The following is a 17,040-nucleotide window of genomic DNA, read 5'->3' as shown; positions in this document are numbered from 1 at the left end:
CTTTTCAGGGGGGTGTTTGCGCGGGAATGAGGGGGTTGTTGTGTTCGACCCCGGCTGCTCCCGCCGCGGTGCCCAGGCGCCCATGACCTCTGCCCGATACCGCATGCAGGCCGCAGCGGCGAAGATCGGGGACCACCCTTCCATCGGAAACCGACCGTGTCCCGACGTATTGCCCGTTCCCTGCTGGCCGCCGCCCTGCTGTCCGCCCTGCCGACCGTGTCCTTCGCCGCCGATCGCATCACCGGCCAGACCTTCGCCACCCGCTCGGAGGTGATCGCCCCGCACGCCATGGCTGCCACCTCGCAGCCGCTGGCCACCCAGGTCGCGCTGGATGTGATGAAGGCCGGTGGCTCGGCGGTGGATGCCGCCATCGCCGCCAATGCCACGCTGGGGCTGATGGAGCCGACCGGCAACGGTGTTGGCGGCGACCTGTTCGCCATCGTCTGGGATCCCAGGACGCAGAAGCTGTACGGCTACAACGGGTCGGGCCGTTCGCCGAAGTCGCTGACCCTGGCCGAGTTCCAGCGCCGCGGACTGAAGGACATTCCGGCCACTGGCCCGCTGCCGGTGTCGGTGCCCGGCGCGGTCGACGGCTGGTTCGCGCTGCATGAACGCTTTGGCCGCAAGCCGATGGCCGACAACCTGGCCCCGGCCATCCGCTATGCCCGTGAAGGCCATCCGGTGGCCGAAGTGATCGCCTACTACTGGGACCGTTCGGTACCGAAGCTGTCCAGGTACCCCGGTTTCAGCGAACAGTTCACCATCAACGGCCACGCCCCGCGCAAGGGCGAGATGTGGAAGAACCCGAACCTGGCCAATACCCTGCAGCAGATTGCCGACGGCGGCCGCGATGCCTTCTACAAGGGCGCCATTTCCCACACCATCGGCGATTACTTCAAGGCCAACGGTGGCTACCTGAGCTACCAGGACATGGCCGACCACCATGGCGAGTGGGTCGAGCCGGTCAGCAGCAACTACCGAGGCTATGACGTGTGGGAGCTGCCGCCCAACAGCCAGGGCATCGCTGCGCTGCAGATCCTCAACGTGCTGGAAGGCTACGATTTCTCGAAGATTCCGTTTGGCTCGCCCGAGCACGTGCACCTGTTCGTCGAAGCCAAGAAGCTGGCCTTCGCCGACCGTGCGCGCTTCTACGCCGACATGGCCTTCCAGCCGGCACCGGTGCAGAAGCTGATCTCGAAGGACTACGCCGCCCAGCGCCGCGCGCTGATCTCGATGGACAAGGCGCTGAAGGAAGTGCAGCCCGGCACGCCCAAGCAGTTGGAAGAGGGCGACACGATCTACATGACCGTGGCCGACGCCGACGGCATGATGGTGTCGCTGATCCAGTCCAACTACCGCGGCATGGGCAGCGGCATGGCGCCGCCGGGGCTGGGCTTCATCCTGCAGGACCGTGGCGAGATGTTCGTGCTGCAGAAGAACCATCCCAACGGCTACGCGCCTGGCAAGCGTCCGTTCCAGACCATCATCCCCGGTTTCATCACCAAGGATGGCAAGCCGTACGCCAGCTTCGGCGTGATGGGCGGCGCGATGCAGCCGCAGGGGCACGCGCAGATCGTGATGAACCTGGTGGACTTCGGCATGAACCTGCAGGAAGCCGGCGACGCGCCGCGCATCCAGCACGAGGGGTCGACCGAACCTACCGGACAGGCGACGGCGATGAGCGATGGCGGTGAGGTGAACCTGGAAACGGGCTTCCCGTACGAGACGGTGCGTGCGCTGATGCGCAAGGGGCATCGCATCGTGTTTGCCGACGGCCCGTATGGTGGCTACCAGGCGATCATGCGTGATCCGGAAAGCGGGGTGTACTACGGCGCTTCGGAGAGCCGCAAGGACGGGCAGGCGGCGGGGTACTGAGTCTCCCGACCAACGGGCGCAGCCCACTCTGCGGTGGGGCGTGGGCGCGGGATCATGTGATTGGGCCGGGCGGGTGGGTTGGTCGGGGGACGCCGTGAATCCGTCCCTGGAGGCTTGGCAGCCGCATCCATGCGGCTGACACCCCCGCCCAACCCACCCGCCCGGCCACGGACAGTTTCCGTGGCCGCCACCGCAGGAAAAGAAAAAAGAAGAGCAAGAGCAAAGGCAACAGCAACAGCACAGCCGTGCGCTATGGATGGGGTCGGATCCGTTTTCCGCAGGAAAACGGATCCGACCCCTTCTCGTTTTCCGATACACCTCATCCACGCATGGCGTGGAGAACCAACCGTCACCGGGAAACTGTCGGGGGTGGGGCGGTGTGGGGGACAGGACCGCAGGCGCCATGGATGGCGCCTACGAGCCCCCATGGACGGGTTTACGGCGTGTCCTGCCCACCCACACGGCCCCGCCCAACCAGCAGCAACCCAGAGCCGCTTTTGAATTTGACCGTTGCACTTGCTTGAAAAAGCGGTGCAGCCGCAGGCTGCAAAACACCCTCAATCCTGATCCTGCGCGCGTGCGGCCTCCGCCTGGGTCACTTCCTGCGCCGCCATCTCGCGTGCGATCCACGCATCGATCATGTGCCGCTGGCGCTGCGCCTGCCGTCGCTCCCGCGTGTACTCCTGGTCCAGTACCCGGTACAGCGACACCATCACCAGCACCATCAGCAGCGCGAACGGCAGTGCCGCGATCGTGATCATGCCCTGCAGCGCATCCAGGCCGCCTGCCAGCAACAACGCCGCTGCGATCAGCGCAACGGCGATACCCCACGCCAGCTTGCGCTTCAGGGGCGGATCGCCCGCCTCGTCGGTGGACATGCTGGCCAGCACCAGCACGGCCGAATCCGCCGAGGTCACAAAGAAAATCATCAGCAGTACCAGCGCGACGCATGACAGCAGCAGGGGCAGCGGCATGCTGTCGAACAAGGTGAACAGCACCGTTTCATACCCGTTGCCCAGCGCCTGCACCAGATCGGCATGACCGAAGATCTGCGACCACAATGCAGTGCCGCCGAACACGGAGAACCAGAAGAAGCCCAGCAGCGTCGGCGCAAGCACCACGCCCACCACGAACTCGCGAACGCTGCGGCCACGCGAGATGCGCGCGATGAACGAACCCACGAACGGCGCCCAGGAAATCCACCAGGCCCAGTAGAAGATCGTCCAGTCGGCCACCCACGTGCTGCCCGAGAACGGCGACATGCGCAGGCTCATGGTCACCAGCTGGTTCAGGTAGGAACCCAGCGTGGTCGTGAACGTATCGAAGATGAAGCCCGTCGGCCCCAGCACCAGCAGGATCGCCGCCAGCAGTGCAGCCAGGGCCAGATTGAAGTTGGACAGCCACTTCACCCCGCGTTCCACGCCGCTGGCGGTGGAGGCCATGTACAGCACGAACGCCACCGCGATGATGGTCATCTGCACCGCAACGGTTGCCTGCAGGCCGAAGACGCGCTCGACGCCGGCGGCGATCTGGATGGTGCCGAAGCCCAGCGTGGTGGCCACACCGATGGCAGTAGCCACCACGGCGGCGACGTTGACCGTCTTGCCGATCCAGCCGCGATGGTGGCGGCCGATGATCGGTTGCAGCATGTCACTGACCAGGCCGCGGCCATTGCGGTTGAACTGGAACCATGCCATGGCCAGACCGATCAGTGCATAGATGGCCCACGGGTGCAGGCCCCAGTGGAAGAATGCATAGCGCATCGACGCGCGCGCGGCATCCATGCTCTGCGGCTCCAGGCCTTCAGGGGGCTTGCTGAAATGCGAGATGGGTTCGGCTGCGCCCCAGAACACCAGGCCGATGCCCATGCCCGCTGCGAACAGCATCGACATCCAGCTGGCACGCGAGAACTCCGGCTCGGCATCTTCGCCGCCGATGCGCAGGTTGCCGAAGCGGCCGAAGGCCAGGTACATCAGGAAGGTCAGTGCGAGGAACACGACCAGCAGATAGAGCCAGCCGACGCTGCGGATGACATCGGCCAGCACCGACTGCACCACGCTGTTGAAGGGGCCTGGCGCGAAGCCGGCCAGCAGCACCAGTACCAGCACCAGCGCGATGGAAATGCGAAACACCATGAAGGAGCTTCTCCGATCAAGGGATTGAGGGGAGCGAGCCAGAGCTTGCAGCGAGGGCCGCACGGGCGGCAGAAGGAACCGGACGTAACGACACGGTGCCTCTGCACGTTACTGAACGCGATGTCATCGTTCCGTTAACGAGACGGGGTCAGAGCCCGTTGCGTGGCAACGGGATCTGACCCCGGATCTCTGGAATGGCAGGGGTCGGACCCCGTTGCTCTGCAACGGGCTCTGACCCCGGATCACCGCACTGTGCTCTAATGCGCGCCAAGAAGCGGGGGTACCGCGGCCTGGTGGCCGCGGTTGAGATAGTCCCTTGGAACCTGATCCGGTTCATACCGGCGTAGGGAAGCTTTGCAGTGCTGCCGTGCCCGGAGTCCGCCCAAGGACCGTCCGGGCGCGGTGCGCAGTGCGCCGCCGCTTCGTCCCTGACCTTCCTGGACGATGCCCGATGAACGCACAGCCTTCCAACCTGCAGCAGCAGGCCCAGCAACTCTCCACGTCGGTGACCCGGCCCATTCCCGGTTCGCGCAAGATCCATGTGCCGGGTTCACGGCCGGACCTGCGCGTGCCGATGCGCGAAATCGCGCTGACGCGCACGCCGGCACTGTTTGGTGGCGAAGAGAACGCGCCGGTCACGGTCTATGACACGTCCGGCCCCTACAGCGATCCCGATGCCCGCATCGATCTCTCCGCAGGCCTGCCGGCGCTGCGTCGCGCCTGGGTGGAAGAGCGTGCCGATACCGAGCAGCTCGATCGCTTGAGTTCTGCCTTCGGCCGCAGCCGTGAGCAGGATGCGAAGCTTGATGCCGTGCGCTTCCCGGCGCGCAGCCTGCCGCGACGTGCACGTGCCGGTGCGAACGTCACCCAGATGCATTACGCACGGCGCGGCATCATCACGCCGGAAATGGAATTCGTCGCCATCCGCGAGAACCAGCGCCTGGAAGCGATCCAGGATGCGGCGCTGCTGCAGCAGCATCCGGGGCAGTCCTTCGGTGCCGCCATCCAGAAGATCATCACCCCGGAGTTCGTGCGCGATGAAATCGCACGCGGGCGCGCGGTGCTGCCCAACAACATCAACCACCCGGAAAGCGAGCCGATGATCATCGGCCGCAACTTCCTCACCAAGATCAACGCCAATATCGGCAACAGCGCGTTGTCCTCGGGCATCGCCGAAGAGGTGGAGAAGCTGGTGTGGGCGATCCGCTGGGGCGGCGACACGGTGATGGATCTGTCCACCGGCAAGCACATCCATGAAACGCGCGAGTGGATCATCCGCAATTCCCCGGTGGCGATCGGTACCGTGCCGCTCTACCAGGCACTGGAAAAGGTCGACGGTCGCGCGGAAGCGCTCACCTGGGACATCTTCCGCGACACGCTGATCGAACAGGCCGAGCAGGGCGTGGACTACTTCACCATTCACGCCGGTGTGCTGCTGCGCTACGTGCCGCTCACCGCGCAGCGCGTGACCGGCATCGTCAGTCGTGGCGGGTCGATCATGGCCAAGTGGTGCCTGGCGCACCGGCAGGAGAACTTCCTGTACACGCATTTCGAGGAGATCTGCGAAATCATGAAGGCCTACGACGTGACCTTCTCGCTTGGTGACGGTCTGCGCCCGGGGTGCATCGCCGATGCCAACGACGCGGCGCAGTTCGGTGAACTGGAAACGTTGGGTGAGCTGACGAAGATCGCGTGGAAGCACGATGTGCAGACCATGATCGAAGGGCCCGGCCATGTGCCGATGCAGCTGATCAAGGAAAACATGGACAAGCAGCTGCGCGAATGCGGTGAAGCGCCGTTCTACACGCTGGGGCCGCTGACCACCGACATTGCGCCGGGCTATGACCACATCACCAGCGCCATCGGTGCGGCGATGATCGGCTGGTATGGCACGGCGATGCTCTGCTACGTCACCCCGAAGGAACACCTGGGCCTGCCCAACCGCGAGGATGTGCGCGACGGCATCATGGCCTATCGCATTGCCGCGCACGCGGCGGACCTGGCCAAGGGCCATCCCGGTGCGCAGGTGCGCGACAACGCACTGAGCAAGGCGCGTTTCGAGTTCCGCTGGGAAGACCAGTTCCATCTTGGCCTCGATCCGGAAAAGGCCAAGGCGTTCCATGATCAGACGCTGCCGAAGGATGCACACAAGCAGGCGCATTTCTGCTCGATGTGCGGCCCGCACTTCTGCTCGATGAAGATCACCCAGGACGTGCGCGATTACGCCGAGGCGGGGTGGCAGCGGTAGCACCAGGCACTTTCCTGCTCCCTGCCGTGCATGACGTTGCCGGCCAGTGGCCGGCACGACCGCACGTGGATGCAGCACCGGCTATGCTCGCGCCCATCACCCAGGGGAAGGACACCATGCCCGTTGCCATCACCACCCGCTGGCTGGCCATCGCCCGCCGTCATCCTTCCGCCTGGCTGCTGGGGGCGCAGTTGATCGCCGTGCTGTTGTACCCGGCGCTGGACGACACGGCGGGCGGTCGCGCCGCGCTGGGCGTGTTCGGCATGGCGGTGCTGGGGCTTGCACTCTGGGTGGTGCAGCGCAGCCCGCTGGGCACATGGCTGGCGTTGGTGCTTGCCATTCCGTCGGTCGTTTTTTCCATCGCCGCCGCGCTGCTGGAGCGGCCGGCGCTGGGCACCACCGCGCAGCTGCTGGAAAGTCTTCTGTATTTCTATACGGCCGGCGCGTTGATTGCCTACATGCTGCAGGACCATAAAGTCACGCGCGATGAACTGTTTGCGGTTGGGGCAACGTTCACATTGCTTGCGTGGGGATTCGCATTCGCGTTCGCCGTGTGCCAGCAGTGGTATCCAGGCAGTTTCCAGGGCAGCGAAGCGGGCCCTCAGCGCACGTGGATGGAACTGCTTTATCTGAGCTTCAGCTTGCTGTCAGGAGTAGGGCTCAGCGATGTCGTACCACTGCATCCGCAGGCTCGCGCATTGGTCATGCTGGAGCAGTTTTCAGGCGTTATGTACGTTGCGCTGGTGGTGTCGCGGCTGGTCGGATTGACCATGATCCGGCGTATCTGAAAATGAACCCCAGCTAAAAATTTCGCGCCCAAGCGGGCGCGAATGATGTTGCTGCTTATGTGAATGCGTCGGCGAGAGAGAGCCTGATGTCGACCACGCGTAGGCGAGGTAACCTGCATAGGCTAATATTCGCCCGCTTCGTTTTTTTTGCGGTATGCGCCGATGCTTTTTGCGGAATCTGGCTTCTCGCTGTGCCTCGGACAGATGTGTGTCGATCGGCAGTTGTTTCCGTGGCCCGTTTCAGACCTGTAGCAGTAGATGACCAGCGAAACCCAGCCGCCTGAAGCCGACCGCATACGGATCGGCGATTGCACCGTGACGTTGTCCTCCCGTGAGGTCGAGGTCGTGGGTGCGCGTCGTCCGCGTCGGCTGACGCCGAAGGCATTGGGCGTGCTTCGCGTGCTGCTGCGCCAACCCGGGCGCGTGGTCACCCGCGAAGAGCTGTTCGCCGAGGTGTGGCCCGATACGTTGCCCACCAACGATGTGCTGACCCAGGCCGTGACGCAGCTGCGCAAGGCGTTCAGCAACGATCAGGACAACAGCCAGACCTACATCGAAACCATCGCCAAGACCGGCTATCGATTGCTGGTTCCGGTGCAGGTGCTCAGCGATGCCGTCACCGTCAGCGCCGAGGAAAGCGCGCCGTTGCCGGCCGTCGTGATCGACGAATCAGTGGCGCCGCCCTCACCGGCAGCACCTTCGCCGGCACGTCGCCGCTGGCGCTATTGGCGTCGCCGCCTGCTGCTTGCACTGGGCGTGGCGATGCTGCTGGCGCTGCTGGTGATGGCCGTGCTGCTGGCGCGTCGTCCCGCGCCGCCAAGCTCGCCGGTGGATGCCGCGGTGGAAGATGGCACGCGCGTGATCGGCAGCCCCGAACGCCCGTATCGCCTGATCACCGCAACGGCCGGATTCGAGACCTATCCCACGTTGTCGCCGGATGGTTCACAGGTCGCCTATGAAGGCGCCAACGACGACGGCAAGGGCGGCAGTGCGATCAGGGTGCAGACCTCGGGCAATGCGCCGGCGCGCCAGCTGCTGTCGCCCCCGGAAGGCGCCAACGACCGGTTCCCCAGCTGGTCACCGGATGGGCGCGAAATCGCCTTTGCGCGCTTCGGTGCCGGCGGCAGCTGCCAGGTGCTGATCGCCAGCGCCACCGGCGGTGCGCTGCGTCAGGCGACCCGCTGCGATGGCACCGAACTGCTCAGTTTCGACTGGACCCCCGATGGCCGCGGTCTGGTGTTCGGCAGCATGGTCGGGCGGTACGCCCATCGCGGCATCCGCGTGCTTGACCTGCCTACCGGGCAGTGGCGGGCGCTCGACTACGCGGTGGACGAGGACGACTTCGACTACGCGCCGCGCTACTCGCCCGATGGCCGCTGGCTGGTGTTCGTGCGCAACCCGCAACTGGGCGATCTTTGGCGCGTGCCGGCTGCCGGTGGCACGCCGGAGCAGCTGACCAATGAGTCGGCTGAGCTGCGTGGCTGGGCCTGGCTCGGTGATGGTCGCAGCATCGTGTTCGGCCGCCGCGTCGACAGCGAGGCGCGCCTTTACTACCTGGATGTGGCACGGCGTACCCTGCGTGATGCCGGCCTGGATGATGCGCAGTGGCCCGCGGTGTCGCGGCGCGGCGACATGCTCGCCTTCGTCCATCGGCGTGCCCAGTTCGGCGTGTTCAGGATGCCCGCGAGCGGCGGCAGTGAACGCCTGTTTGCGTCCAGTGGGCGCGACGGGCAGCCGATGCTCGCCCCCGATGGCCACCAGATGGTCTTCAGTTCCGACCGCTCGGGCAGCTTCGCGCTGTGGTGGGCCGACCTGCGGCGGCCTGATTCGCTGCGGCCGATCGAGGGACTGCGGCCGGAAGCCCGGCAGGCTCCCGACTGGTCCGAGGACAGCCGCCAGGTGCTGGTGGTGGGCCGCGATGAACACGGCAAGGCCGTGGTCTACGAAATCGCCCCGCGCGACGAGCGGCTGCAACTGCTGCCCGTGCCGGTCGAGCAGCCCCTGCAGGTGCTGTATGGCGCAAGCCCCAACCAGCTGCTGGTGCTTGAACGCGACGCCGACCAACACACCCGCTTGACCCTGTTTGATCGCAGCAGCCAGCCGTGGCGTCGCCTGGGCAGCCTGGAAGGCGTGTCGCAGGCCCGTGTGGATCGTAGTGGGGGGCGGGTGGTGTTCACCCGCCTGGCTGCCAGTGGGCTGTGGTCCATCGGCCCGACCCTGGACCCGGCCAGCATCCAGCAGATCAGCCAGGACCGGCCCAGCCGGTGGCGCTACCGCACCTGGACTGTGGCAGGGCAGGGCGGCATCGATTACCTGGGCACCCGCAACGACTGCGCCACCACGCTGGTACGCATGCGTGACGGGCACGACGAACCGGACCGCTGCCTTGACGCGCAGCGGCTCAGCGCAGGCAACGGTCTGAGCGCCAGCGCAGATGGCAACGAGCTGTACCTGGCCCTGGCGGTCAGCGACGGCGCGGACATCGGCGTCATGCGCCTGCCGAAGGCGCCGCCGCCGCTGTTTCCGGCCTTCAGCAAGTTCATGATTTTCAAAGAGAATTGATCTTCGTAAGTTTTTCGTGGTGATCTCGTCGCGAATTCGTGGCGATCTCGTCAGACTTTCCTGACGCGGAAGCACCTGATTGGGCAAAACGGTGGCCTGTACTTGGCAAATCCGTGGTGCCTCCATGCGTCAACTCTCTCTGGCCGATCGCGGCCAAACCGTGTCCCTCGACAAGGCCATCGATGATGTCGCGCCGACCTGCCTGGGCGTCGCACGCCTCGGCAGCCTGCAGACCTCCGGCACCAGCTTCACGGTGTGGATGCAGGTGCGGGGCACGTCCTGGGTGGAAGCGAAGGAAGGTCGCTTCCGTCTGCGCCAGGGCGAATGGATCGCGTTTGAGAAGGAATCGCGCCCGCTGGTGCAGGCCGGTCGCAACGGCCTGTGCGTGGGACTGAACCTGAATGCCGAGGCGCTGCGCGTGCTGGCCGAGATGGCCGACTGCGGCCTCTATGCGGGCCGTGGGCAGATGAGCCGCGGTGACGCCCGCGTCGGCCTGCGCCTGTGGCGTGATGCACTGGCCAATGGCCTGCCCGCACCCGCGCTGCGCCCGTTGCTCCTGCACCTGGCCGGCCTGCAGCGCACCCTGGCGGACAACGTGCAGCGCTGCCCCGGCCGCTCACGCAGCCGCAAGCGCCAGGTGTTCGGCCGCATGCAGCGCGCCCGCCTGTACCTGGAAGGCAACAGCCACCGCGTGGTGCGTATCGGTGAACTGGCCGAGCTGACCAACTTCTCCAGCTGGTACCTCTCCAAGACCTTCCAGAGCCTGTACGAAGAAAGCCCGCAGTCGCTGTCCGCGCGCCTGCGCCTGGAGCGCGCCGCCGATCTGCTGCGCGATACCGACATGATGGTGGGTGAAGTGGCCGCCGCCAGCGGTTTCGACAACTGCTGCAGCTTCGCCCGCGCATTCCGCGCACGCTACGGCACCTCCGCTTCGCGTTTTCGTGAAAACGGCGCGAAGCTTCCGCCACAATCGGCAAAGTCTCCGGGTGTGTCGCGCAAATACAGCGCTGCAACGCAATCGTAACGTGCTGGGGTGTTTTAACACGCTGCTAACACGTACCTTGGAGAGATTGATGAACTTCCGTAATCCCGCAGTGCGTCTCGGCCTGCTGCCGGCCGGCATTGCGCTGGCGCTGACGCCTGCGTTTGCTTCCGCCCAGGAAGCGGCTTCTGGCACCACCGACCTCGATCGTATTTCGGTCACCGGTTCGCGCATCCGCGGCGCCAACATGGAGACGCAGCAGCCGATCCTGACGATGACCCGTGAAAGCCTGGAAAAGCAGGGCTTCTCGAGCGTCGCTGACGTGCTGAACAACCTCACCTCGGCCGGCTCCCCGGCCATCTCGCGTTCGGAGTCGCTGGCTTCGGGCGAGAACGTCGGCGGCTACTACGTCGACATCCGCAACCTGGGCGCCGAGCGCACCCTGGTGCTGATGAACGGCAAGCGCCTGGGCGCCACCACCTCGGGCCTGCAGGACCTGAGCCAGATCCCGATGTCGGCCGTTGAGCGCATCGAGATCCTGAAGGACGGCGCGTCCTCGATCTACGGTTCGGATGCCATCGCCGGCGTCGTGAACGTGATCACCCGCAAGAACTTCGACGGTGGCGAAGCCAACGTCTACGTCGGCCAGTACGGCAACGGCGACGGTGACACCGAAACCTACTCGATGACCCTCGGTGCCCGCGGCGAGCGCGGCAGCCTGACCCTGTCGGCCGAGTACAACAAGCAGGACCCGGTGTGGGCCAAGGACCGCTGGTACAGCCGTGACGGCTCGCTGGGTCCGAACTCGACCTCGGCCGACTGGAGCCCGATCAGCCAGAACGGCAGCTGGTGCAACCCGACCCTGTACAACTGTGCAGGCAAGGACGCTGTCTGGCAGACCCTGAACCAGGGTGGCGATCCGACCAATGCGGCGGATTACCATGAACTGACCGAAGACGAATACGCCAACTCCAACCAGCAGATGAGCCTGCTGACCGGCGTCAAGCGCAAGTCCGTCTACATCAACGGCACCTACGACTTCACCGACTCGATCAGCCTGAACACTGACCTGCTCTACAACGAGCGCCAGACGTTCCAGCAGATTGCCGGCTACCCGTACCAGTCCGCTGCCAGCAACATCAACACCCCGCTGTCGGCTGCCAGCGCCTTCAACCCGGTCGGCCAGGAAGTCAGCTTCCGCCGTCGCCTGTGGGAAGTGCCGCGTACCACCGACAGCCAGCTGAAGACCCTGCGCTTCGCGCCGACCGTCAGCGGCTACTTCGACTTCGCCGGCAAGACCTTTGACTGGGACGTCGGCGCTCTGTGGAACCGCAACGAGTCGATCAAGACCAACCGCGGTGACATGAGCCTGATCGCTGCCAAGCAGGCGCTGGGCCCGTCGTTCATCAACGCTGATGGCGTGGCACAGTGCGGTACCGCTGCCAGCCCGATCGCGCTGGGTGACTGCCGCCCGTGGAACCCGCTGCTGCCGTACGGCGTGGACGGCCAGGGTTCGCTGGCTGACAAGGACCTGCAGGACTTCCTGTTCCCGACCTTCACCACCCGTGGTGTCACCAAGACCACCAGCTTCACCGCCAACCTGGCCGGTTCCATCGTGACCCTGCCGGCCGGCGACCTGGGCTTCGCCATGGGCGTCGAACACCGCAAGGAAGAAGGCAGCTACGTGCCGGACGCCTTCGCGCAGTCGGGCCAGTCCACCGGCCTGGGCCAGAAGCCGACCCGTGGTGAGTACGATCTGAACGAGGTCTACCTCGAACTGAACGTGCCGCTGCTGGCCGACGTGGCCTTCGCCAAGGAACTGACCCTGAACGTTGCCAGCCGTTACTCGGACTACAGCAACTTCGGTGGCACCACCAACAGCAAGTTCGGCCTGACCTGGCGTCCGATCGAGGGCCTGCTGGTCCGCGGTACCTACGCAGAAGGCTTCCGTGCGCCGACCATCAGCGACCTGTACGGTGGCCTGAGCTCGAGCTTCGAGTCGTACATCGATCCGTGCGGTGTCACCGCCCCGGGCTCGGTCAACGGCAATGCCGCGTGCAACTCGGCCGGCGTGCCGGTGGGCTACACCCAGGTCGGCCAGGGTGGCAAGGTCTGCTCGACCCTGCCGTGCCAGTCGGGTGACCAGTTCATCTCCGGTGCCAACCCGAACCTGAAGCCGGAAACCTCCAAGAGCACCACCTTCGGTCTGGTGTGGAGCCCGCAGTGGGTGCAGGGCCTGGACGTCTCGCTGGATTGGTACAAGTACGAAATCAGCGACATGATCATCGCGGACAGCGTCGACCGCATCCTGCGTGACTGCTACGTGCTGGGCAACTCGGCCCGTTGTGCCGACGTCGTGCGTGCCGATGACGGCCACGTCAGCGCCATCACCTACGGCACCGCCAACCTCGGCAAGATGGAAACCGAAGGTTACGACCTGGGCATCAAGTACCGCCTGCCGGAACTGGCCATCGGTCAGTTCAACATCGACTGGACGACGAGCTACACCGCCAAGTACGACGAGGAAGGCGAGAACAGCAACGGCGACACCATCATGATCGGTCGCGTCGGCGAAGCCGGCCTGTTCCGCGTGCGTTCCAACGTCGGCATCAACTGGCAGTACGGCGATTTCGGTGTGAACTACACCGCTCGCTACTACTCCGGCATGAAGGAAGGCTGCATCGACACCGGCGAGTTCTGGTGCAACGCGCCGAACCACTACGCCAACGGCGAAGCTGATCCGCTGCGCAAGACCGGCTCCAACACCTTCCACGACCTGCAGGTCAGCTGGAAGGCTCCGTGGGATGCCACCATCGCCCTGGGCGCCAACAACGTGTTCGATCACAAGGGTCCGCTGATGTACTCGGCCCCGAACTCGGCGTTCGCCTACTACGGTGGCTTCGACGTGGGTCGCTTCCTGTACATGAAGTACACCCAGCGCTTCTGATCCATCGAAGCGTCGCAACACGCAGTACAGGAGGGCGGACCGCAAGGTCCGCCCTCTTTGTTTGTGGCTGCTGCCGACCCATGCCGGCGGTTTTCCGGATTCTCTGTAGGGAAACTCTGACGCAGGGCAGAGGGTGAATTCGATCACGGACTACGATTGACGCATCCAGCACAGTCCCGTCGTCCAATGACGGACGCTTGGAGACGGATATGAAAGCCACGCTCTTGCGCAAGCTGTCTGCCGCGGTGCTGATCTACGCCACGCTGGCCGGGTCGACATCAGCCCAGAACCTCATCGTCTGTGCCGGTGGACGCTATTGCGAGCAGGTTCGCCAGGAATGCCTCGCAGCAGGCGGCTCTGCGGTGATGTGCCAGCTGCAATGGCGCAACTGCGTGCTGGACGCCTGTCCGCAGCGCTGATGCGCAGATGGCGCGCCCACGGGCGCGCCATCGCATCGGTTCAACCGGGTTGGGTCAGGCTTCGGTCGGTACCAGCCCCATCAGGCTGTTGGCATGCTCGCGCCACTGCGGCAGCTTGTTCAGCACGCCGGCACGCTGCAGGTAGTCCTCGTCCACCGGTTCGCCGTTGACCAGCGCCAGGGCGACATGCACCGCACCGGTCACCCAGAAGCTGCGCGTGTTCGCGCGCTGCGGCTGCAGGTGGAAGGCCACCGCTTCGATGATCGGCATCGGCAGGCCCCACAGGCCCAGCAGGTAGGCACCGGCCTCGGCGTGGCCGGGGCGCGGATCATCGGCCAGGGCCGGTTCGCTGCGCTCGTTGCGCACGCCGGGCAGCAGCAGGCCGATATCGGCCAGCAGCGCCGCGGTGGCGCCCAGTTCGGCACTGGATTCTGGCAACAGGCGGGCGGCCAGGCGCGAGGCCATCAGCGCGCGCTGCTGCAGCGAATTGCGCTCGGCACCGGACAGTGTCGGTGCGGAGAAGACTTCGCTGGCCAGCACCAGATCGCGCAGCGTGGCCAGTCCCAGGCGGGTCACCGCGGTGCGCAGGTCGGCAATGGTGCGGCCCTGGCTGAAGAACGCCGAATTGGACAGCTGCAGCACCTTGGCCGCGATTGCAGGATCGGCGGCCACCAGCTTGGCCACGTCGGCACTGTCGGTGTCGTCGTCATGTTCCAGCGCCTGGGTCAGGCTCAGGTACAGGTGCGGCGGCGAGGGCAGCTTCTCGATGCGGCCGATGGCGTCGCGCAGGCGCGGGCTGTCCAGTACGTCGCGCAGTTCTTCCAGGCTGGTCAGTGCTTCCAGCAGCACTTCCGGTGCCAGCGGCAGCGGCAGGAAGCGGTGGGCCACACCGATCAGGCGTGCCGGCGGCGGCCGGTTGCCCTGCTGGGCATCGACCAGCGCGATACGGATGGTTTCCGGCCGCAGCGTGCGGATCTGACCCAGCAACGTGGTTGCATTGAGGTCGGGCAGCTGCGGGCAGACGATCACCGCATCCACGCTCTGGGCCGCCACCGCCGACATCGCGGTATGGCCATCGAAGGCGGTGAGCGGTTGCCATTCTTCCCCAAGATCGGCAATGAATTCGCTCAGCTCAGCCGGCAGGCTGGCTGAATCCCCAACTAGCAGAATACGCACGACACATTCCCCTGGCTGTCTCGACGGTGCGCGTCGACGACGTGTGAAGTGACGCAATTTACCTAATACGGCGCCAACAGTGCTGGCCCGCAGTGTCGAAACGTGACCCGCATCGCTCCGGCGCGCTGCACCGGAGCGATCCTGTTCAGGCTCAGGCCTTGCTGTCGAGGTGGCGCTGGTGCGCCTCGATCAGGATCTGCTTGGCCTCGGCCGCGCCACCCCAACCGTCCAGCTTGACCCACTTGCCCTTTTCCAGGTCCTTGTAGTGCTCGAAGAAGTGGCCGATGCGCTCCAGCCAGTGGCTGGACACCTGGGCGATGTCTTCCACGTGGGCGTAGCCGCTGAAGATCTTCGAGACCGGCACGGCCAGGATCTTCTCGTCGCTGCCTGCCTCATCGCTCATCTTCAGCACGCCCACCGGACGGCAGCGCACCACCGAACCCGGAACCAGCGGCAGGGGCAGCACCACCAGCACGTCGGCCGGGTCGCCATCGCCACACAGGGTGCTCGGCACGTAGCCGTAGTTGCACGGGTAGCGCATCGGGGTCGACAGGATGCGGTCGACGAAGATCGCGCCGGTTTCCTTGTCCACTTCGTACTTGACCGGCTCCGAGTCCTTCGGGATCTCGATGATGACGTTGATTTCTTCCGGCGGGTTCTTGCCGGGCGAGACGAGTTCCAGACCCATGGTGTGCTCCAGGTGGGGGATGTAGACGGATAGCGGATCATTTTATGCCTTTGCCGTCCGCTGTGCAGGGTAGGGCGGGGCCGACCTTCGTCGTGGACGCTGGCGGAGGAAACAGGGCGGGGTTTTCCGATGGGGCCCGGGCGTGGCCGGGCGCAGGCTGGTGACCCATTCCCAAGGAACATCGCCATGCACTGGATGCCCTGTTGTGGTCTTGCCGTCGTGCTCTCCGTGGTCCCGTCGGCGTGGGCCGGCCCTCATGTGGACCTGATCGATTTCCCCCGGACCGAAGCCAACTGGGACCGTGCCTACGACCTGGAGGCTGCGCTGGCGGCCGAATTCTCCGCCCTCTGCGCCGATACCCTGTGCGAGGGCGACTACAGCAACTATCGGGTCATGCAGTTCCGCTGTGCCGTACGGGAGCAGGCCGGCACCGTGCAGCGCTGCGCGTGGGTGGTGGCTGCCAGCGAACTGGCCGTGCAGGCCGACACCGGCGTGATACAGGTGGCCGATGGTCGCTGGGTCTGCCCGGTGGATCTGCGGCCCGGGGTGCCGGTGGAAGCCTTCCATGCGTCGCTTGCCGCCCCCGGCGGCCTGGTGGCGCCGTTGCCGGTGGTCGGTCGCAGCCTGTTTTCCGGCCTGTTCGAGTGCCTGCAGGGCCCGGGGGTGCAGCCATGAGGCGCGCCCTGTCGTTGGTGATCGGCCTGCCGCTGTGCCTGGCCAGCCTGCCCGCCGTCGCCGCGGACCGTTACGTCGATGCCCGTCTCCATCCAGACCAGGCCAGTGGCTGGGAGCGTTTCCGCAACGTCGAGCGCGCGCTGGTGGCCGGCTTCGATGATGTCTGCGGCGATACCTTCTGCGAAGGGGAGTACTACAACCTGCAGCCCATGCGCCTGCGCTGCTCGGTCGAGCGGGCCACTGGTCGGGTGGCCGCCTGCACGTGGACCTTCGTCGGCAGCAGCACCTCGGTACGCGCTGATGGCAGCATCGATGTCGACCTGCGCAGCTATGCCTGCGTGCTGCCGCTGGCCCCGCAGACACCGCTGCAGGCCCTGCTCCAGGCCTGGGAAGCCGCTCCCGCGCGGGAGGCGCTGGATGTGCCATTGCCGGGCACCTCGACCAGCGTCTACGACGGCCTGACCTCGTGTCTCTGAAGGCGCTGGGGCGGCCTAAACGTGACTGATTCGCATTTACGGAGTAGCATGCGCGCCGCTCCCGTCCGT

At 65.6% G+C, this 17,040-nt stretch carries 12 protein-coding genes and 1 riboswitch; of the genes, 9 read left to right on the top strand and 3 right to left on the bottom strand.

What is annotated here, in order from left to right; all coding sequences use genetic code 11:
* Nucleotides 1-156: 156 nt before the first annotated feature.
* Nucleotides 157-1,875 carry a gamma-glutamyltransferase gene (ggt, locus tag C1924_RS16335; RefSeq protein WP_108766241.1) on the top strand — a complete coding sequence of 573 codons (1,719 nt, stop codon included), beginning with the start codon at nt 157-159 and terminating at the stop codon, nt 1,873-1,875.
* 557 nt (nt 1,876-2,432) lie between these two features.
* On the opposite strand, the gene C1924_RS16330 is transcribed toward ggt, so the two are convergent.
* Nucleotides 2,433-4,010 carry a BCCT family transporter gene (locus C1924_RS16330; RefSeq protein ID WP_108766240.1) on the bottom strand — a complete coding sequence of 526 codons (1,578 nt, stop codon included), beginning with the start codon at nt 4,008-4,010 and terminating at the stop codon, nt 2,433-2,435.
* Between the two features lie 266 nt (nt 4,011-4,276).
* Nucleotides 4,277-4,378, top strand: a riboswitch (TPP riboswitch).
* Nucleotides 4,379-4,461: 83 nt separating this feature from the next.
* Between C1924_RS16330 and thiC the strand changes: the two genes are divergently transcribed.
* The 6 genes from thiC to C1924_RS16300 all read left to right on the top strand — a co-directional run bounded on the left by thiC (nt 4,462) and on the right by C1924_RS16300 (nt 13,956).
* Nucleotides 4,462-6,258 carry a phosphomethylpyrimidine synthase ThiC gene (thiC, locus tag C1924_RS16325; protein WP_108766239.1) on the top strand — a complete coding sequence of 599 codons (1,797 nt, stop codon included), beginning with the start codon at nt 4,462-4,464 and terminating at the stop codon, nt 6,256-6,258.
* A 116-nt stretch (nt 6,259-6,374) separates the two neighbouring features.
* On the top strand, nt 6,375-7,046 hold the full coding sequence (locus C1924_RS16320; protein ID WP_108767098.1) for an ion channel: 672 nt from the start codon (nt 6,375-6,377) through the stop codon (nt 7,044-7,046).
* A 258-nt stretch (nt 7,047-7,304) separates the two neighbouring features.
* On the top strand, nt 7,305-9,608 hold the full coding sequence (locus C1924_RS16315) for a winged helix-turn-helix domain-containing protein (protein WP_108766238.1): 2,304 nt from the start codon (nt 7,305-7,307) through the stop codon (nt 9,606-9,608).
* Between the two features lie 124 nt (nt 9,609-9,732).
* Nucleotides 9,733-10,632 (top strand): helix-turn-helix transcriptional regulator, encoded by a 900-nt coding sequence (locus tag C1924_RS16310; protein ID WP_108766237.1) that lies wholly within the window; start codon nt 9,733-9,735, stop codon nt 10,630-10,632.
* A 49-nt stretch (nt 10,633-10,681) separates the two neighbouring features.
* Entirely contained in the window at nt 10,682-13,537 is a 2,856-nt protein-coding gene (locus C1924_RS16305) for a TonB-dependent receptor (RefSeq protein WP_108766236.1), read from the top strand.
* Between the two features lie 209 nt (nt 13,538-13,746).
* Entirely contained in the window at nt 13,747-13,956 is a 210-nt protein-coding gene (locus C1924_RS16300; RefSeq protein ID WP_108767097.1) for a hypothetical protein, read from the top strand.
* Between the two features lie 54 nt (nt 13,957-14,010).
* On the opposite strand, the gene C1924_RS16295 is transcribed toward C1924_RS16300, so the two are convergent.
* Both C1924_RS16295 and ppa read right to left on the bottom strand, forming a co-directional pair.
* Nucleotides 14,011-15,132: an HDOD domain-containing protein gene (locus C1924_RS16295; protein WP_108766235.1), complete on the bottom strand. Its 1,122-nt coding sequence runs from the start codon at nt 15,130-15,132 to the stop codon at nt 14,011-14,013.
* 151 nt (nt 15,133-15,283) lie between these two features.
* Nucleotides 15,284-15,820, bottom strand: coding sequence for an inorganic diphosphatase (gene ppa / locus C1924_RS16290; protein WP_005410935.1), 537 nt, complete (start codon nt 15,818-15,820; stop codon nt 15,284-15,286).
* A gap of 219 nt (nt 15,821-16,039) precedes the next feature.
* Between ppa and C1924_RS16285 the strand changes: the two genes are divergently transcribed.
* Together C1924_RS16285 and C1924_RS16280 are read left to right on the top strand one after the other, a co-directional pair.
* Nucleotides 16,040-16,495, top strand: a complete 456-nt coding sequence (locus C1924_RS16285) for a hypothetical protein (RefSeq protein ID WP_254051160.1) — start codon at nt 16,040-16,042, stop codon at nt 16,493-16,495.
* Nucleotides 16,492-16,971, top strand: coding sequence for a hypothetical protein (locus C1924_RS16280; protein WP_108766233.1), 480 nt, complete (start codon nt 16,492-16,494; stop codon nt 16,969-16,971). The genes C1924_RS16285 and C1924_RS16280 overlap by 4 nt, the downstream gene beginning before the upstream one ends.
* Nucleotides 16,972-17,040: the final 69 nt, after the last annotated feature.

Source organism: Stenotrophomonas sp. ESTM1D_MKCIP4_1, assembly GCF_003086895.1.
GTDB lineage: Bacteria > Pseudomonadota > Gammaproteobacteria > Xanthomonadales > Xanthomonadaceae > Stenotrophomonas.
The sequence above is the reverse complement of the archived record's forward strand: the minus strand, read 5'-3'. Positions and strand labels throughout refer to the sequence as shown.